The sequence below is a fragment of the Mesorhizobium sp. CNPSo 4671 genome, assembly GCF_057784245.1.
Genome location: NZ_JBWLUW010000004.1, coordinates 601,938 through 619,544, shown reverse-complemented (window position 1 = coordinate 619,544; position 17,607 = coordinate 601,938). Strand labels below are relative to the sequence as shown.

The 17,607-nt window shown below is 64.7% G+C and carries 16 protein-coding genes; 9 read left to right on the top strand and 7 right to left on the bottom strand.

All coding sequences use genetic code 11. The features are described from left to right. Positions 1 to 63: 63 nt before the first annotated feature. The 3 genes from AC04SF_RS15065 to msrA all read left to right on the top strand — a co-directional run bounded on the left by AC04SF_RS15065 (position 64) and on the right by msrA (position 2,140). The gene (locus AC04SF_RS15065; RefSeq protein WP_488478441.1) at positions 64 to 762 is read left to right on the top strand and encodes a DUF1223 domain-containing protein; all 699 of its coding nucleotides are present in this window, start codon (positions 64 to 66) and stop codon (positions 760 to 762) included. Between the two features lie 86 nt (positions 763 to 848). After that, the gene (locus tag AC04SF_RS15060; protein ID WP_488478440.1) at positions 849 to 1,151 is read left to right on the top strand and encodes a hypothetical protein; all 303 of its coding nucleotides are present in this window, start codon (positions 849 to 851) and stop codon (positions 1,149 to 1,151) included. A gap of 260 nt (positions 1,152 to 1,411) precedes the next feature. Then, the gene (msrA, locus tag AC04SF_RS15055; protein ID WP_488478439.1) at positions 1,412 to 2,140 is read left to right on the top strand and encodes a peptide-methionine (S)-S-oxide reductase MsrA; all 729 of its coding nucleotides are present in this window, start codon (positions 1,412 to 1,414) and stop codon (positions 2,138 to 2,140) included. Between the two features lie 50 nt (positions 2,141 to 2,190). On the opposite strand, the gene AC04SF_RS15050 is transcribed toward msrA, so the two are convergent. Together AC04SF_RS15050 and AC04SF_RS15045 are read right to left on the bottom strand one after the other, a co-directional pair. Continuing rightward, positions 2,191 to 2,685, bottom strand: coding sequence for a hypothetical protein (locus AC04SF_RS15050; protein WP_488478438.1), 495 nt, complete (start codon positions 2,683 to 2,685; stop codon positions 2,191 to 2,193). Between the two features lie 324 nt (positions 2,686 to 3,009). Continuing rightward, the gene (locus AC04SF_RS15045) at positions 3,010 to 3,360 is read right to left on the bottom strand and encodes a DUF4242 domain-containing protein (RefSeq protein WP_244661913.1); all 351 of its coding nucleotides are present in this window, start codon (positions 3,358 to 3,360) and stop codon (positions 3,010 to 3,012) included. Between the two features lie 166 nt (positions 3,361 to 3,526). Here AC04SF_RS15045 and AC04SF_RS15040 point away from each other — a divergent pair, with 166 nt between their 5' ends. Next, entirely contained in the window at positions 3,527 to 6,115 is a 2,589-nt protein-coding gene (locus AC04SF_RS15040) for an ATP-binding protein (protein ID WP_488478614.1), read from the top strand. 272 nt (positions 6,116 to 6,387) lie between these two features. On the opposite strand, the gene AC04SF_RS15035 is transcribed toward AC04SF_RS15040, so the two are convergent. Both AC04SF_RS15035 and AC04SF_RS15030 read right to left on the bottom strand, forming a co-directional pair. Further along, on the bottom strand, positions 6,388 to 7,392 hold the full coding sequence (locus AC04SF_RS15035; RefSeq protein WP_488478437.1) for a cytochrome d ubiquinol oxidase subunit II: 1,005 nt from the start codon (positions 7,390 to 7,392) through the stop codon (positions 6,388 to 6,390). A gap of 4 nt (positions 7,393 to 7,396) precedes the next feature. Beyond that, the gene (locus tag AC04SF_RS15030; protein ID WP_488478436.1) at positions 7,397 to 8,758 is read right to left on the bottom strand and encodes a cytochrome ubiquinol oxidase subunit I; all 1,362 of its coding nucleotides are present in this window, start codon (positions 8,756 to 8,758) and stop codon (positions 7,397 to 7,399) included. A 237-nt stretch (positions 8,759 to 8,995) separates the two neighbouring features. On the opposite strand from AC04SF_RS15030, the gene AC04SF_RS15025 reads away from it, so the two are divergent. Beyond that, complete coding sequence (locus AC04SF_RS15025) at positions 8,996 to 9,922, top strand: ABC transporter ATP-binding protein (RefSeq protein ID WP_488478435.1); 927 nt, start codon at positions 8,996 to 8,998, stop codon at positions 9,920 to 9,922. Between the two features lie 14 nt (positions 9,923 to 9,936). Next, positions 9,937 to 10,698 (top strand): ABC transporter permease, encoded by a 762-nt coding sequence (locus AC04SF_RS15020; protein ID WP_488478613.1) that lies wholly within the window; start codon positions 9,937 to 9,939, stop codon positions 10,696 to 10,698. A gap of 368 nt (positions 10,699 to 11,066) precedes the next feature. Here the strand turns inward: AC04SF_RS15020 and AC04SF_RS15015 are convergent, their stop codons facing one another. After that, complete coding sequence (locus tag AC04SF_RS15015) at positions 11,067 to 12,104, bottom strand: phosphatidylglycerol lysyltransferase domain-containing protein (protein ID WP_202352087.1); 1,038 nt, start codon at positions 12,102 to 12,104, stop codon at positions 11,067 to 11,069. A 437-nt stretch (positions 12,105 to 12,541) separates the two neighbouring features. Between AC04SF_RS15015 and AC04SF_RS15010 the strand changes: the two genes are divergently transcribed. The 3 genes from AC04SF_RS15010 to AC04SF_RS15000 all read left to right on the top strand — a co-directional run bounded on the left by AC04SF_RS15010 (position 12,542) and on the right by AC04SF_RS15000 (position 14,990). Continuing rightward, positions 12,542 to 13,732 (top strand): flavin-containing monooxygenase, encoded by a 1,191-nt coding sequence (locus AC04SF_RS15010; protein ID WP_488478434.1) that lies wholly within the window; start codon positions 12,542 to 12,544, stop codon positions 13,730 to 13,732. A 95-nt stretch (positions 13,733 to 13,827) separates the two neighbouring features. After that, positions 13,828 to 14,313: a MarR family winged helix-turn-helix transcriptional regulator gene (locus tag AC04SF_RS15005; RefSeq protein ID WP_488478433.1), complete on the top strand. Its 486-nt coding sequence runs from the start codon at positions 13,828 to 13,830 to the stop codon at positions 14,311 to 14,313. After that, on the top strand, positions 14,310 to 14,990 hold the full coding sequence (locus AC04SF_RS15000; RefSeq protein ID WP_096452062.1) for a GNAT family N-acetyltransferase: 681 nt from the start codon (positions 14,310 to 14,312) through the stop codon (positions 14,988 to 14,990). The genes AC04SF_RS15005 and AC04SF_RS15000 overlap by 4 nt, the downstream gene beginning before the upstream one ends. A gap of 23 nt (positions 14,991 to 15,013) precedes the next feature. Here AC04SF_RS15000 and AC04SF_RS14995 read toward each other — a convergent pair whose 3' ends face one another. Together AC04SF_RS14995 and AC04SF_RS14990 are read right to left on the bottom strand one after the other, a co-directional pair. Further along, positions 15,014 to 15,238 (bottom strand): hypothetical protein, encoded by a 225-nt coding sequence (locus AC04SF_RS14995; protein ID WP_095202837.1) that lies wholly within the window; start codon positions 15,236 to 15,238, stop codon positions 15,014 to 15,016. A gap of 135 nt (positions 15,239 to 15,373) precedes the next feature. Continuing rightward, entirely contained in the window at positions 15,374 to 17,377 is a 2,004-nt protein-coding gene (locus AC04SF_RS14990) for a PhoX family protein (protein WP_488478432.1), read from the bottom strand. Positions 17,378 to 17,607 lie beyond the last annotated feature (230 nt).

Here is a 17,607-nt window from a genome sequence, read left to right as displayed (position 1 = left end):
AAGCGGCAGCGAAGTGGGGGAATGACCGGCGCATCTCAGCGCCGCCCCACACGGAGCCAGCCGATGCCGAGAGCCAGAACATTCGCCGCATTGTCCAGCCTGGGCGCCCTTGCGCTCGCTGCCTCGCTCGGTGTCGCTGCCGCGCAGCCGCTCAGCGTCGTGGAGCTGTTCACCAGCCAGGGCTGCTCGTCCTGCCCGCCGGCCAACGCCAATCTCATCAAGGTCAAGGACCAGCCCGGCGTGCTGGCGCTGTCCTTCAACGTCACCTACTGGGATTATCTCGGCTGGAAGGACACGTTCGGCAAACAGGAATTCACCCAGCGCCAGGTTTCCTACGAACCGCCGCTCGGCCATGACGGGCCGTTCACGCCGCAAGTCGTGGTCAACGCCCATGCCGATGTCGTCGGCGCCGCACCCGGCGAGATCGAGCATCTGATCGCGGCGACGGCCAAGACCGGCGGTCCGTCATTGTCGCTCGAGGGCGGCAAGGTCGCGATCGGCGCCGGCGCCGCCCCGGGCGGCAAGGCCGATGTCTGGCTGGTGCGCTATGCCAAGGGCGTCGTGCAGGTGCCGGTGGCGCGCGGCGAAAACACCGGCCGCACCCTGCCGCATGCCAATGTCGTCCATGCGCTGACGAAACTCGGCAGCTGGACCGGCGACGCCACCGCCTACGCGCTGCCCGCCGCGACCGGTGGCTTCAGCACCGCCGTGCTGGTGCAATCGCCGGGCGGCGGACCGATCCTCGCCGCCGCCACCAACTGATTTTTCTTTCCCTTCGCGCGGGGCCGCATGCAGCGGCAACGCATCACCCGGCCCGCTTCCGCGCGCCAAAACCCAAGGAGACGACCATGACCAAGTACCTGACCCTGCCGGCGCTCGCCTTCGCGCTTTCGGCCGCCGTTTTCGTCGCCGGCGCCCGTGCCGACGACACGACCAACGCCATGAAGCCCGCCAACGCGATGGCGACCGACGCCATGAAGCCGGCCACGGATGCCATGAAGCCCGCGACCGACGCGATGAAGCCTGCCGACCCGATGGCCACCAATGCGATGAAGCCCGCTGCCGATGCGATGAAGCCTGCGGCCGACGCGATGAAGCCGGCCACCGACGCGATGAAGCCGGCGGCGGACGCGATGGCTCCGGCGCAGTAAGCCAGGCCGGCTGCCCCTCATCGCTTCGCTCGGCTGACCGTTCCGGGGCGAGCCGCTTGTCTCGCCCGTCCTTCGGACCCCCAGCGGGGAGAGGAGATCGTCAGCGCCGGCGCCAACTTTTCTTCTCCCCACCGGGGAGAAGGTGGCCCGAAGGGCCGGATGAGGGGGAGCGCCGACGACAGGAGCCGCCCGCACGGCAAAGTGAGAACCTCTTGGCGGCTTGGATCGTATATATTGGAACAACAACAGGAGATCAGAACATGACCGGTATCGAAAAGACACGGCCGTTCTTTGCCCGCGGCGCGCTGGCCGTACTCGGTTTTGCGGCGGTGGCGGCGGCGGCCTTATGGCAAACCCCGGCGCGCTCGGCCGAGGACGCGGTGGTGATCCCGCCGCCGGCAATGGACGAGAAAGCGGCCGCGGGCAGCGAGACGGCGATCTTCGCCGGCGGCTGCTTCTGGGGCGTGCAAGGCGTGTTCCAGCACGTCAAGGGCGTCAGCAAGGCCGTCTCCGGCTACACCGGCGGCGCCAAGGATGACGCCGTCTACGAGACAGTCGGCACCGGCCGGACCGGCCATGCCGAATCCGTCGAGATCACCTACGACCCCTCGAAGGTCACCTACGGCCAGCTGCTGCAGGTCTATTTCTCGGTCGCCCACAATCCGACCCAGCTGAACTACCAGGGACCGGATTCCGGCACCCAGTACCGCTCGACGATTTTTGCCGAAAACGACGCGCAGCAGAAGATTGCGCAGAGCTACATCGAGCAGCTCGACAAGGCCAAGCTCTATCCGGCGCCGATCGTCACCACGATCGAGACCGGCAAGACCTTCTACCCGGCCGAGAACTACCACCAGGACTTTCTGACGCTGAACCCGACCTATCCCTACATTGTCTACAACGACCTGCCCAAGGTGGCGAACCTGAAGCAGCTGTTCCCGGCGCTGTACAGCGACAAGCCGGTGCTGGTGCTGTCGGCCAGCAATTGAGTGCGAGAAGGGGCGCGTATCCCGGGTACGCGCCCCGCCTGCCCAGCCGGTTACATGGCCTTCATCGCATCGCACGACACGTCGGGGTTCATGTCGGCGAAGGTGCCGGTCGGGTTCTTCTTCCAGGCCCAGACATGCAGCTCATAGAAGGCGCCCAGGCCATAACGGTTGGGCGCGCTGTTGAAGTTGAACAGCTGCCCTTCCAGCGAGGCCGGACCTTTCGATGTGATGTATTCGACGGCCACCAGCTTCTGTGTGCCGTCAGCCATCGGCTCGTACATGACGGCCTCCGGCTTTGCGAGGTCGACGGCGTCGTCCTTCAGGTAGGCCGCGTTGACGTAATGGATGCCCATGGCGCCGCCGGTGATGCCGCTGGCACAGGGGATCGGCGCGTAGCCTTCGGCGGTGGCCATCGCCACATTCTCGAAACGGCTGTTGGCTGCCCGCACCTTCTCATCCAGCGTGCCATTGGCATTCGCCGCCGTGGCCGCGATCGACAGGATCGACAGGTTGATGAGGTGCTTGGTCCACACATGGATGTTCATTTTCTCTCCTCGTTGTTGATGCGCGGAAGCAGCCGCTCCCGCTGCGAAGTCGATGGCTGTCAGTGGTACCGGGTGAAATCCCAGTAGTTCGGCAGCTTCTCGAGCTCCGGCAGGCCGATGTCGCGTCTCAGATAGTCGTCCTGCGGAGGCAACCGGCGCCGCCTCTTGCGCAATGGTGCGAACAGCAGCGAGGCAAGCCGCCGGAGAATCCGGCCCAGTAACGGGCCTCGTCCGACTGGTCTCGAACCCGCCAACACCGCGCTGGACGCGCTGTCAGGCAAGCGGCCATCGCCGCGAAGGGCAGCTGGATGGTCATTGTCGGGATCAACGGTAAAAGTAAGGGTCAAGGACCCGCACCTCCGTGATCTTGTCGACCGGCAGGGCGTTTTTCTGGGCCGTGCTGCGGATCGCTTCCGGCGAGGGCGCGTCGTAGATGCAGAAGCTCTGCTTCTTGTCGGGCGACACGAAGGACTGCACCCAGGTCACGCCTTTTTCGGCATTGCGCATGATGACACCGCCCAGCGCGTCGGCGCCGGCATCGTTCATCGGCACGCTGAGGCCGTTGGGAAATGTGCGTTCAACCACATAGCGAGGCATATCAAGTTCCCTTTTCCATTGTTTCACGCTCGATTTGAGCGCGGCTGGACATTGATCATGCTCGCCGACGGCGCGCATCGGAGCCTTTCCCTATGTTTTGTGGGAAGATTCCCTATAATGGCGGCGTTATGTGTGAAGTCGCACCGGAATATGTGGAGGGTCACATTTCTGGTCATGCTCCTGGACGCTCGTGGCGGATGTCTGGGGAAACGTCGAAACACAATCCCTGTCCGAGCGTATGACGATGCTTCTGGAACGGCAGACACAGCTGGAGCAGCTGGATGAACTTCTCGCCGAGGCCGCGAATGGCCGCGGCCGCGTGGTGGCGCTATCCGGCGAGGCGGGCGCCGGCAAGTCGGCGCTAGTCGAGGCCTTTACCGGCGCTGCCGGCCAAGGCGCGCATATCTTCCGCAGCGCCTGCGAGGATCTGTCGATCCCCGATCCGCTCGGGCCGCTCTACGATCTCGCCCGCGAGGCGCAATGGGCGATGCCGCAGGCGGTCGCCGCGCGCCGGGGAGAACGGCTGCCGCTGTTTTCCGACGCGCTCGATGTCTTCGAGGCGAGAACGGGCACGACGCTGCTGGTGATCGAGGACCTGCACTGGGCCGATGACGCGACGCTCGACTTCGTCCGCTTTCTCGGCCGGCGCATCGCCAACACCCACATCCTCCTGCTTCTGACGGCGCGCACCGACCGCAGCGAGGGCCAGATGCGCGTGCGCCGGGCACTGGGTGAAATCCCGGCCGGCAATATCGCGCGCATCGACGTGCCGCTGCTCAGCGAAGCGGCGGTGCTGTCGCTTGCAGCCAGCGCTGGCCGGGACGGCGATGCCATCTACCGGGCGTCCGCCGGCAACGCCTTTTTCGTCACCGAACTGTTGAGCGCCGAAAATGAAGCGGCGCTGCCGGCCAGCGTGCGCGATGCGGTGCTGGCGCGCGCCGAGCGCCTGTCGGCCGGCGCCCGCGCGATGCTCGACGCGGTGTCGGTGTTTCCCAGGCGCGCCGACGCCTGGGCCTTGACCGGCCTGTGCGGCGTGGCCAGCGCCGGCCAGTTGGCGGAATGCGTCGCCAATGGCTTGCTCGACGATCTCGGCGATGCCTATGCTTTCCGCCACGAGATCGCCCGCCGCGCCATCGAGACGATGCTGACCACCAGCCACAGGCGGCAATTCAACCAGCGTGCTCTGTCGGCGTTGCTCGAAAGGGGTGACATCGCCACCGCGCGGCTGGTCCATCACGCGGTGGAGGCGCACAATCTGGAGACGGTGCGCGAACTGGCGCCGGTCGCCGCCCGCGAGGCCTCCCGCGTCGGCGCCCATCGCGACGCCGCCGGCTATTACGAGGTCGCCCTGCGCCAGGCCGATAGATTGCCTGAAGACGAGCGCGCCGGGCTATACGAGCAATACGCCTTCGAGTGCCATCTGATCGGCCGCATCGACGAGGCGATCAAGGCGCAGCAACAGGCGCGCGCGCTGCAACAGGCCCTGGGCAATGTGCTGAAGGAGGGCGACAGCCTGCGCTGCCTGTCGCGCTTCGCCTATCTGATGGGCGACCGCCAGGCCGCCGACACGTTCGGCGCAGAGGCGGTGGCGCTGCTCGAGACCGCGCCGGCTGGGCCGGAACTGGCCATGGCCTATTCCAACCTCTCGCAGCTGGCGATGCTGGCCGAACGGCTCGACGAGACTTTGTCGCTTGGCGCCAGGGCAATCGAGCTCGCCGAAGCGGCGAACCGGCCGGACATCGTCTGCCACGCGCTCAACAATGTCGGCGCCGCCGAGCAGTGGCTGGATCAGGACAGCGGGCGGCTGCATCTCGCCCGCAGCCTGGAAATAGCGCTTGAGCAGAATTTTCAGGAGCATGCCGCGCGTGCCTTCACCAATTGTGCTTGCGGTGAAATGAATCAGCTGGGCTACAGCCAGGCTCAATCCTTCCTTGATCGGGGCATCGACTATTGCGTCGAGAACGACCTCGCGACCTGGCGCGACTATATGCGCGGCGTGCGGGCGCAATTGCTGCTGCGCCATGGCCGGTGGGACGAAGCCGGCGCCGAAGCGCTCGAAGTCCTCACCGGCACGCATGCCGCCGCCCTTGTGCGCTATCCGGCCCTCGTGGCGCTGTCGCGGCTAAGAGTGCGTCGTGGCGACCCCTCCGCCGAGCCGTTGCTGGTGGAGATGAAGCAATTCCTGGAAAGGGGCGCCGAACTGCAGCGGCTGTTGGCCTACGCGGCGGTGGTTGCCGAGCAGGCCTGGCTCGGGGAGGCGGACAAGGACGAAGCGCTGCGGCTGATCGGCGTTGCCGAGAGCCTGTCGCCGACGCGGGCGGTCTTCGCCGAACTGGCTGGCTGGCGGCAGCTGCTGGCGCCCGATATCGATCCTGGCGACATCGCCGGCATGGCCGCGCCCTACCGGATGCTGCTGGCCGATGACTGGCGGGGGGCGGCGGACGCGTGGGCGAACCTGGACGCGCCGTACGAACGCGCGCTGGCGCTCGCCCAGGGTGACGAGGCCGCGCAGCGGACGGCGCTGGAGATTTTCGAAGCACTCGGTGCCCGGCCGGTCGCAAGCCATGTGCGCGACATTATGCGGCAAAACGGGGTCATCCACATCGCCCGCGGGCCGCGCCGCACCACGCGCGCCAACAGCGCCGGCCTCACCCAGCGCCAGATGGAGGTGCTGCAGCTGATCGAGCGCGGGCTGTCCAACAAGCGCATCGCCGAGCATCTCGCCATCTCGCCCAAGACGGTCGATCACCATGTCTCGGCGGTGCTGGGCAAGCTCGATGCCGTCTCGCGCGGCGAGGCCACGGCGGCAGCGCGTGATTCAGGATTGATTTGAAGTCGCGGGCGCGGGTAGCTGGTTTTGATGGACCTCGTGCCTTGGCGATTGGCGGAAACAGCCATCGCTTCGTCATCCACGGGCGGAGCAAGGAGCGAAGCGACGCGGCGCAGACCCGAGGATCCATGCCGCGACTCCTGAGCGCCGCTACGGTGCAGAATTCTGCTCCGCTGCACCCTTCGATCAACGTCGCGGCATGGATCCCAGGGTCTCCGCGACGGAGCTTCGCTCCTGCTTCGCCCAGGGATGACGATGTTGGGAAGGCTGTCGGCTCAGTCGTAGGTCAGATCCGTCGCCTTCCCGCCGAACACCCGATAGGCATAGAAGGAATAGAAGATGATGATCGGCAGCACCACCACGGTGCCGGCCAGGATGATGGCCAGGCTTTCGGTCGCCGACGCCGCCTGCCAGATGGTCAATTTATCGGGCACCACGAACGGGTAGAACGACCAGGCGAGACCGGCAAAGCCGAGTGCGAAGATGGCGGCCAGCGTCAGGAACGGCGTCAGCGCATGGCGGTCGTCGGGCCTCGGCAGATGGAAGGTCTGCCGCCACAGCCACAGGAACAAGAGCGCCGACAGGATCGGCAGCGGCGAGAGATAGAGCATTTCCGGCCAGACGAACCATTTGTCGAAGATGCGCGGGCTGGCGAAGGGTGTCGCCAGCGACACCGCCGCCATGCCGAGCGCGGTCAACACCAGCGTGGTGCGCAGCCAGCGCACCGCCTTCTTCTGCAGCTCGCCCTCGGTCTTGTAGATCACCCAGGCAGCGCCCATCGCCGCGTAGGCCGCGGCCAGGCAGAACGCCACCAGCACGCCGAACGCCATGCCGCCCAGGCCGACATCGAGGCCGAGCACATAGACGCCCAGCATATAGCCTTGCGCCAGCGAGGCGATGACGGAACCCAGGAAGAAGATGCGGTTCCAGCGATGCTTTTTGCCGCTCGGCACCTTGGCGCGGAAATCGAAGGCAACGCCGCGCAGGATCAGGCCGACCAGCAGCACGAAGACCGGAATGTAGAGTGCGGTCAGAATGACGCCATGCGCCATCGGGAACGCGACCAGCAGCAGGCCGACGGCCAGCACCAGCCAGGTCTCGTTGGCATCCCAGAAAGGACCGATCGCCGCGATCATCGTGTCCTGTTCGCTATCCTCGGCCACGGCGAACAGGATGCCGATGCCGAGGTCGAAACCGTCGAGGATGACGTAGATCAGAATGGCGAGCCCCATCAGGCCGGCGAAGATGAGGGGCAGCAGGGTTGGCCAGTCGAAGGTCATTTTCTTACTCCCCGGCCGCTGGCTGCGACATGGCCGTCTTCATAACGCCTGGCAGCGGCGAGGTGTCGCCATCCTTGGCCGCCTTCAGCGCCAGATGCACCAGCACGCCGAGATAGGCGATCAGCAACAGCACATAGAGAATGAGATAGACGGCGAGCGTCAGGGCGACATGGCCGCCGGCCACCGGACCGACGGCGTCGGCGGTTTTCAGCACGCCCGTCACCAGCCAGGGCTGACGGCCGATCTCGGTCGTGTACCAGCCGGCCAGCGTCGCCAGCCAGCCCGACAGTGCCATCGGCACCATCAGCATGGCGAGCGGCTTTGGCAGGCTGTGCCGGCGCTTGAGGAAGAAGGCGGCGGACCAGGAGACGGCGAGCATCAACAGCCCGGTGCCGACCATGATGCGGAAGCTCCAGAACAGCGGAAAGACCGGCGGATGGTTGCCGGGATAGGCGTCCAGGCCGGGCACCACGCCGCTGGTCGAGTGCCGCAGCACCAGGCTGGCGCCGTCGGGGATGGCGATCTCGAATTTGTTTTCCTTGGCGGCCTCGTCGGGCAGCGCGAACAGTACCAGCGGCACGTTGGGGCCGGTGGTCCAGTTGGCCTCCATGGCGGCGATCTTCTGCGGTTGGTGTTGCAGCGTGTTCAACCCATGCTGGTCGCCGGCGAATATCTGGATCGGGATCAGGATCGCCGCGGTGAAGACACCGGTGCGCAGCGCCTTCCACATCGATTCCGAGCGGTCGCCGCTGAGGTAGCGCAGCGCCGACAGGCCGGCGATGAGGAACGACACCGTCAGGCCGGAGGCGAGCAGCATGTGGACGAGGCGGTAGGGCATGGACGGGTTGAACACGACGGCCCACCAGTCGACGGCATGCGCCTTGCCGTCGATCATCTCGAAGCCGGCCGGCGTCTGCATCCAGGAATTCAGCGCGATGATCCAGAAGGCGGACAGCGTGGTGCCGCCGGCGACCAGCACCGTTGCCAGCGTGTGGACGCGGTTGGACACACGGCGGAAGCCGAACAGCATGATGCCGAGGAAGGCCGCTTCGAGGAAGAAGGCGGTGAGGATCTCGTAGGCCAGCAGCGGCCCGGCAATGTTGCCGACCTTTTCCATATAGCCCGGCCAGTTGGTGCCGAACTGGAAGCTCATGGTGACGCCGGAGACGACGCCCATGGCGAAGGACAGCGCGAACACCTTCACCCAGGTGAAATAGGCGCGCATCCAGGCGGAATCGTTGGTCGCGTTGTAGCGCAGCTTGAAGAACAGCAGCACCCAGCCAAGTGCAATGGTGATCGTCGGAAACAGAATATGAAACGAAATATTCGCGCCGAACTGGATGCGCGACAATATGAGCGGGTCCATGGTGGGCTCCGGCGCTGCAAGTATTCGCAAACGATAGGCCCGAAGCCGGTTCAGGTCAAAGCGGCGTCCTGCCGCGAGGCTGAACGCCACAGGACAATTTTACCGGTTCATGCGGCACATCTCCAGCCGTCCGGCACTGGCTGTCCAGAACTGTCAGCAGCGCCATTGACTTCCGGTTGCGCGCACCGACATTCGGCCTATACCAGGGAACCTCTTTCAGGCAGCCGTTTTCAGCCCATGCCCTCCATTCTGTCCATTTCCGGGGTCTCCAAGACCTACGCCACCGGCTTCGCCGCGCTCAAGGAAGTCAATCTCGACATCCAGCGCGGCGAGATCTTCGCGCTGCTTGGGCCGAACGGCGCCGGCAAGACGACGCTGATCTCGATCGTCTGCGGCATCGTCAACCGCTCGACCGGCACCGTCACCGTCGATGGTCACGACATCTCCAAGGACTACCGCGCCGCGCGCAGCCTGATCGGCCTGGTGCCGCAGGAGCTGACCATCGACGCTTTCGAGAGCGTCTGGGCGACGGTCAATTACAGCCGCGGCCTGTTCGGCAAGCCGGCTAATCATGGCTTCGTCGAGAAGGTGCTGCGCGACCTCTCGCTGTGGGACAAGAAGGACGCCAAGGCGATCACGCTGTCGGGCGGCATGAAGCGGCGGCTGATGATCGCCAAGGCGCTGTCGCACGAGCCGCGCATCCTGTTCCTCGACGAGCCGACCGCCGGCGTCGACGTGGAGCTGCGCCAGGACATGTGGGAGATGGTGCGCCGGTTGCGCGAGGATGGCGTCACCATCATCCTCACCACCCACTATATCGAGGAAGCCGAGGCGATGGCCGACCGCGTCGGCGTCATCAATCGCGGCGAGATCATCCTGGTCGAGAACAAGGCCGAGTTGATGCGCAAGCTCGGCCGCAAGCGGCTGGTGCTGGAACTGCGCAATCCGCTGACGGCCATCCCGGAGGCCTTTTCGCGCTACGCACTCGAGCTGTCGCCGGATGGCGGGCAGCTGACCTACACCTATGACAACCAGGCCGAGCGGCCGGGCGTCGCCTCGCTGATCCGCGATCTCGAGGCCGGCGGCATCCAGTTCCGCGACATCGACACGCAAAACAGTTCGCTCGAGGAGATCTTCGTCAATCTGGTGAGGAGAGAGCCATGAACCTTCGTGCGGCCATGAATTTCCGTGCAGTTTGGGCGATCTACCGGGTCGAGATGGCGCGGGCCTTCCGCACCGTGCTGCAGAGCATCATTTCGCCTGTTATCTCGACATCGCTCTATTTCGTCGTCTTCGGCTCGGCCATCGGCTCGCGCATCACCGAGATCGACGGCATCAGCTATGGCGCCTTCATCGTGCCGGGGCTGATCATGCTGTCGCTTCTGACGCAATCGATCTCCAACGCCTCCTTCGCCATCTATTTCCCGAAATTCGTCGGCTCGATCTATGAATTGCTGTCGGCGCCGGTGTCCTATCTGGAGATCGTCATCGCCTATGTCGGCGGTGCCGCGACCAAGTCGATCATCCTCGGCCTGATCATCCTCGCCACCGCCTCGCTGTTCGTGCCGCTCACCATCCTGCATCCGTTCTGGATGGTCGCCTTCCTGGTGCTGACGGCGGTGACCTTCAGTCTGTTCGGCTTCATCATCGGCATCTGGGCGAAAAGTTTCGAGCAGCTGCAGCTGGTGCCGCTCTTGATCATCACACCGCTGACTTTCCTCGGCGGCAGCTTCTATTCGATCCACATGCTGCCCGGCATCTGGAAGACGATCACGCTGTTCAACCCGGTCGTGTACCTGATCAGCGGCTTCCGCTGGAGCTTCTACGGCAAGGCCGACGTCTCGGTCGGCATCAGCCTCGGCATGACGCTGGTCTTCCTGGCCGTCTGCATCGCCATCGTCGCCTGGATTTTCAGGACGGGCTACCGGCTGCGGAACTGACGCGGCTGGTCTTTGGCGATAGCGTGCATGGCAGTTTGGCGCATGCATTGTCTTATGCTGCGCTGGCCGCCCCCCACTCCGTCTCGGCTTCGCCGAGCCACCTGCCGGGGCGAGCCATGGGTCTCGCCCGTCCTTCGGACCCCCGATCGACGGGGTAGAGGAAAGGCGCCAAGCTTTTTTGCTTTCTACGCCCGTCCAGCAACGCTCCCTTCCTTTCCCTCCGGAGGGGGGAAGGTGGCGCTGCGAAGCAGCGACGGATTGGGGGAACCACGTGGCAATCAAGCCTCGCGTCGATCAGTCACGCCAATCAAGGAAGTGTGCATAGGCGTAGACGGGAGTGGGGGCGAGGAACCCAAGTCCTGTAGAGCTCAAATCGCCTTGACCAGCCGTAGCAGTCCCAGCATCTCGATATAGGTCCCCTTGCGGAAGGCGATGTAGACCGGCTCTTCCACGCCGTGGAAGCGGCGCTTGAAGGCCGCCTGGCCCTGCAGGTTGAACCGGCGGCGGTTGACCCATGGCGAAGAGTAGGCGCGCTGGAAAGCGTTGCGCCAGAAATCGCTTTCGGCAAATCCGCTGGGGGTCACGTCGACGAGCGGCGACAGGCCGAGCGTGACCACCGAGATGCCTTCTTCGCGAAACCGGTCGACGGCGAATTTGGTCAGGCCGATCTCGGCGTGCGGCGAGGCATCGATGTGCTTGCGCTTGAAGGCGGTGGTGTAGCCGATGACCTTGCCGTCGCGAAACAACGGATCGAAATCGAGCAGCGCGATCAGCTCGCCATTGGGACCATGCAAGACGAAGCGGCGCATGTCGGTGCCGAGTTGATCGTAGAACGGGCGGTTGAGAAAGCCCATTTCCCAGCGTTTGACGATGCGGTCGCCGCGCCAGTTCTCCGACAGCCGGGCGATCTCGTCGAGGAATACCGTCCGCTTGTCTTCCTCAAACGAAAAGCCCTTCTTCAAGAGCCAGCGCTCGGAATAGCGCACGGTCTCGTTGCGCTTGCCGGAAAAATCATGCTCGGGCAGGGGGAGTCTTGTGTCGATGCCCAGCCGGTTGACCTTGTAGCCGAGCCCGGCCAGCACGCGCGCGGTGTCCTCGCCGATCTGCACGAACCACGGGTCGCCGGCGGTCTCGACGAAGCGCCTGATATAGTCGGGCCGCCGGGCCGGCGCCGCCACCGGGTCACCGAGCGCGAAATGATGTTTCATCTTGGTGCCGAAGGCGATGTAGCCGTCGGTGTCGCCGAAATAGGACAGCTTGTGCTGTACGGCACTGGAATAGGCGAGCGAGAAGTCGCCATGGCGGCGGACAATCGCCAGGCGTTCGACATGCGTCAGCGCCTGGCGCTCGACCTTGGGCGAGGCGCCCTCGAGGATTTTGTCGAAATAGATCCGCAAGGAGGGCATGGTCGAGATTCCGCGTGCCGTCTGTGGCGCGACGTGCCTTTCGACACGCTGGACGCGCCACGGCGCCTTGATTTTTCGCGGGAAGCCGAAATCGCTGCGGTTTCGAATTCCTGCGTCGGTAACGAGATCCGCCAGCCCCCGGAACTCGAATCAATCACATTGCCGCGACCTGATTATCGTCGATGCCGCCGATATGCCATATAGGGCTGCATGGTTTCCGACAGAAGCGGATAATCCGCTGCATGTCGTTGTTTTGGCCGCATTTACGCGATGAGTTGTTTGCGCCTGGCGGCGGAATGCTCTGGAGCGCAAGCGGCTCGGCACAGGCCTCGGCAATCGGCACCGATCTGCTGTATGGGTTTGCGCGCGATCAAACGGTTACAGCGTCCTGCGAGCCTGTCGGGATGCTGGGGTGGTTGAATGGGTTTTAAGAGTTAATGGCTGATACGACGACCGGACCGATGATGAAGCAGATGGTGGCAGTCGAGCCGGCGATCGTCATTGGCGCCGGCGCCGCCGGACTGGCTGTCGCGCAGGCTTTGATCAAGGCCGGCGTGCCGGTGGCGATCCTGGAAAAGGAGAGCCGGCTGGCCGAGCCCTGGCATCGGCGGCACCAGCAACTGCATCTCAACACCCATCGCGATCTCTCGGCGCTGCCCGGCCTTTCCTTTCCCGTGGATACGCCAGCCTTTCCGCACCGCAACGTCGTTATCCGCCATATGAACGATTTCCGCGACGCGAACCGGCTCCCGGTGGAGTTCGGCGTCGCTGTCGAGACCCTCGTGTTCCGGGGCGACCATTGGGCGGTGCGCACCAGCGCCGGCTCGCGCCTGGCGCGTCATGTCATCGTAGCCACTGGCCGCGACAAGGAACCCTTCACGCCGCAGTGGAAGGGCATGGAGGCCTTCGCGGGCCGGATCATCCATTCGGCGGATTTTGGCGACGCCAAGGCCTATGCCGGCAAGAAGGTGCTGGTCGTCGGCGCCGGCAATTCGGGCTTCGATGCCCTCAATCATCTGGCCGGGGTGGATGTGGCTTCTCTCTGGCTGTCGGCCCGCAATGGCCCAGCCCTTCTGCCCAAGCGCATCGGCAAGATCGCCGTGCACCGGCTTTCGCCGCTCATGGCGCGTTTGCCGCTACGCGTCGCCGATGCGGCGATCGCCGCGACGCAGCGCCTGGTTTTCGGCGATCTCACCAAATTCGGCATGCCGCCCGCGCCGTCGGGCGGCGCCAGCCGCCTGACCTCGGACTACACCGCGATCGCCGCGGATGACGGCGCCGTCGACGCCATCAAATCGGGCAAGATCACCGTGGTGCGGGCGATACGGGAATTCACCCGCGATGGCGTGATCCTGGCCAATGGCAGCCTGATCGATCCCGACATCGTCATTGCCGCGACGGGCTACCGCACCGGGCTGGAGCGCATGGTCGGCAATCTCGGCGTGCTCGACAGCAAGGGCGTCCCGCTCTTCAATGGCGGTGTCGCCGACCCGAAACTGCCCGGCCTGTGGTTCACCGGCATGCGGCCGAGCATTCGCGGCTGCTTTGCCAATGCCGCCATCCTGGGCAAGGCGATCGCCAGGCGGATCGCCGGTGCCGGCCGCCAGCGAGCTGGCGCTTCACGCTGATTTGATCGCGGAGGCGGGCGACAAGCATATGGCCGCTTTTGACACTTTATATGCCATGTTATATAACATGTTACGAATTATCGCGGAAAATGACGATGGAAGACGTTGTCCGATCGCTTGGCTATCTCTGCCTCGGCAGCCGGCTGAAGCGCATTGGCGAGCAGTTGCAGGCCGATGCGCAACAGCTGCTCGACGGCCTGGAGGTTCCGCTTCAGTCGAGCCAGTACCCCCTGCTGGCCGCTCTTGACAGGCTCGGCCCCCTGGCCATCGGCGAACTGGCGCAATCGCTCGGGCTGACACAGCCGGGCGTGACACGGAGTGTGGCGCTTCTGGCCGAGCTGGGGCTGGTCGAAACCATTCAGTCACAAGATGACCAGCGGCGGCGGATGGTCTCGCTGACCGGCAAGGGCCGGCGCCTGGTCGATGTGGCGAAACGGGATGTGTGGCCGCGCATCGAAAACGCCGTCGCGGATCTGTGCCGGGATCTTTCTGGGCCGCTTCTCGATCAACTCGCGGCCATCGAGGAGGGGCTGGTCACGGCTCCGCTCGATCGTCGTGTCAAAAAGGGTATCGGCCAATGAAACATGTCCTCGACCGGCCCGTCTGGAGCGCGCTGGCGACGCGCCATCAAGCCCTCGCGCAAGGTGGCGAGCTCGCCAGGCGCTATTCGCCGTCATTCGCCCTTTTTGCCGCCACCGCCGCCGACGATGCCGAAAGCTTGCAGGCCTTCGCGGACCTTGTCGGCCCCGGTGACAGCGTCATCATGGCCCAGGCCGACCCCATTGCCCTTCCGGCCGGCCTCTCGGCAATCTCGACCGCCGCCGCCGTGCAGATGGTTGCCGAGGCACCGTTACAGGTGGTGTCGGACGAGCGCGTGCAACGCCTGACGCAAGACGACGTGGCGGAAATGGTGGCCCTGGCGTCGCTCACCAAGCCCGGCCCATTCACGTCTGGAGCCTTGAGCCTTGGCGACTTCTGGGGCGTGAAGGCCGGCGGACAGCTGGTGGCGATGGCCGGCGAGCGCATGAAACAGCCCGGCTACAGCGAGCTCAGCGGCGTCTGCTCGCATCCGGATGTCCGCGGCGGCGGCCTCGGCCGGCTCTTGTCCCTGTTCGTGGCCAACCAGATTTTCGCACGCGGCGAGGTACCCTACCTGCACGCCTACGCCACCAACGCCGGCGCGATAAAGTTGTACGAATCCATCGGCTTCAAATTGCGAAGCGCGATCAATGTGGCTGTTGTCCAACGTCCTGGATAGCGGCTGGAAACGGCTCTTCCATCTCAGGCCGATTTCGGCTCCAGACGGCGGAAACCGACGGCGTCCGTCAGCATCTCCTCGTCGACCATTCCGGCATTGTGGAGCGCGAGCAAGGTCAGGGCGATTTCGCGCGCTTGCGGCGAATCGGGATGAGCTTCGCGCTTGAGGCAGGCTTCGTCAAAGACACGCTGCAGCCTGGCGATATCGGCGGGCTTGAGCAGGCCACGATCATAGACGGACTTCGACATGGCGGTCTCCTGAAGGAGGAGTTAGGGCGCCACCTGTAAATTACCAATCTTTCCCGGAGCTTGAATGGGCTTCATGTCGCGAAGGAGGGGCGTTCGGGAACCGAAACCCCTCCAAGGCTGCAAACCGGCCTGAGATCACACCGCGATCTTGCCGCCGCCTTGCCGGGTGATGGCGACGACCGACGGCCGCACCGGCATGTCGGGCTTGAAGTCGGGCCAGCGGGTCGACGGATCCTCATAGTAGGACGGGCGGCCGAAACCTTCCCAATCCTCGCCGCCATCGCCCGGATGCTGAACGGCGACGAAGGCGGTCTGGTCATCCGGTGCAAACAGCGGGCCGCACATTTCCGCGCCGATCGGCACGCGGAAGAACAGTTTTGAGGTCGCCCGTGCAGCCCCCTCCGTGTCGACCGCCCATAGGCCGTCGGTGCGGCCGGTGGCCTTCGGGCCTTGGCCGTCGGTGGCGACCCACAGGCGCCCGGCCGAATCGACCGCGCAATTGTCGGGCATGCCGAACCAGCCATTGGCCGTCGTCGCCGTCGAGAAGGTGGCGCCGACATCGGCAACCGAGGGATCGCCGCATTTCAGCAGCACTTCCCATTTGCCCTTGGTGGCGGTGAAATCGCCGTCGGTCTCGGTGATCTCGATAATGTGGCCGAAAGCATTTTCGGCGCGCGGGTTGGCTGCATCGACCTGGTCGGCCTTGCGCTTCGAATTGTTGGTCAGCATGACATAGACCTTGCCGTTGACCCCATTGGGCTGGATGTCCTCGGGCCGGTCCATCTTGGTGGCGCCGAGCAGATCGGCGGCACGGCGCGTCTCGATCAGCACGTCAGCCTGGCTGCCAAAGCCGTTTTCCGCCGTCAGCGGTCCCTGGCCGAAGACGATCGGCAGCCAGTCGACCGTGCCGTCCTCGGCGAATTTGGCGACATGCAGCGTGCCGTCGTCGAGCAGGTCCTTGTTGGCGGCATGGTCGTTGGCGTTGAAGGTGCCCTTGGTGACGAATTTGTAGACATAGTCGAAGCGTTCGTCGTCGCCGAGATAGAAGACGACGCGGCCGTCCTTGGCGACGATCGATTCGGCGCCCTCATGCTTGAAGCGGCCCATGGCGGTGCGCTTCCTCGGCGTCGAGGTCGGGTCGTTGACGTCGACCTCGACGATCCAACCGAAGCGATTGGGTTCGTTCGGCTCCTTGGCGAGGTTGAAGCGGTCGTAATGCGCGCCCCATTCATAGGCGCCTTCCGGAATGCCGAGCCGCTTGTAGTTGGCGGCTTCCTCGTGGCCTTCCGGCAGTTCGCCGGAGAAATAGCCGTGGATGTTCTCCTCGGCCATCACATAGGTACCCCAGGGCGTGACGCCGCCGGCGCAATTGTTGAAAGTGCCGAACACCTTGGTGCCGGACGGATCGGCATTGGTCTTGACGCGGTCATGGCCGGCGACCGGACCGGAGAGCGCCATTTCGGTGGTGGCGGTGATGCGGCGGTTGAGCTTGCCGTCACGCACCACGTGCCATTTGCCGCCCTGCTTGCGGATCTCGACGATGGTGCCGCCATGCGCCGCCATCTCGACATCGACCTGCTCCTTCGAGAGCGGGGCGACCTCGGCCTTCTTCTTCCCGTCCTTCTCGACGATCGAAACGATGCCGGGGAACATCAGATGCGGGTTGGTGTATTCGTGGTTGACCACCAGCAGCCCGTGCTCGGCCGAGCCGTCGATCGCGATATAGCCGATATAGTCATTGTTGTAGCCGAACTGCCTGGCCTGCGCCTCCGCCGACTGTTTCGTCGGGTCGAACTCCGGTGAATCGGCAAACAGCGGATCGCCCCAGCGCAACAGCACGTCGGCGTCATAGCCCGGCGCGGCGTGGTGCTTGTCGTCGATGCCGGCCTCGAGCTCGTCGAATTTGAAGGCGGAGCCTTCCGCGGCGCGGGCATCGTCGGCGGCGATCATGGCCAGCGGGCTGACGGTGGCGGCGATCGCCGAGACGGCGAGTGATCCCTTCAGGAAACCCCGGCGCGAGAACCGCGCGGCGATGATATCGCCCATGGTGCGGTTGTCGGTGGGGTTGATGGCCGGTCCTTCGTTTTCCTCGAGCAGGCTGGTGCGGAATCGGGCGTCGGGGGAGCGATGTTCGGTCATGAGGGCCTCTGGCTTGGAGTGGCTGGAGCTTGTTGCCTGTTCGACCCCTTACGTCAGGCCGATCACATTTTCGTGACATCATACAAGCACCAATGCCCCGGGCGAGGCGACTTGTCACGCACGACATCGGACTTTGGTCCAATCTTGCGCTTGCAAAGGTCCTGGAGGACAAACGCAACGGTCGGAGGTCGCTTCCGGTCACTACATCTTTCGGCGATGTTGCGGTTGCA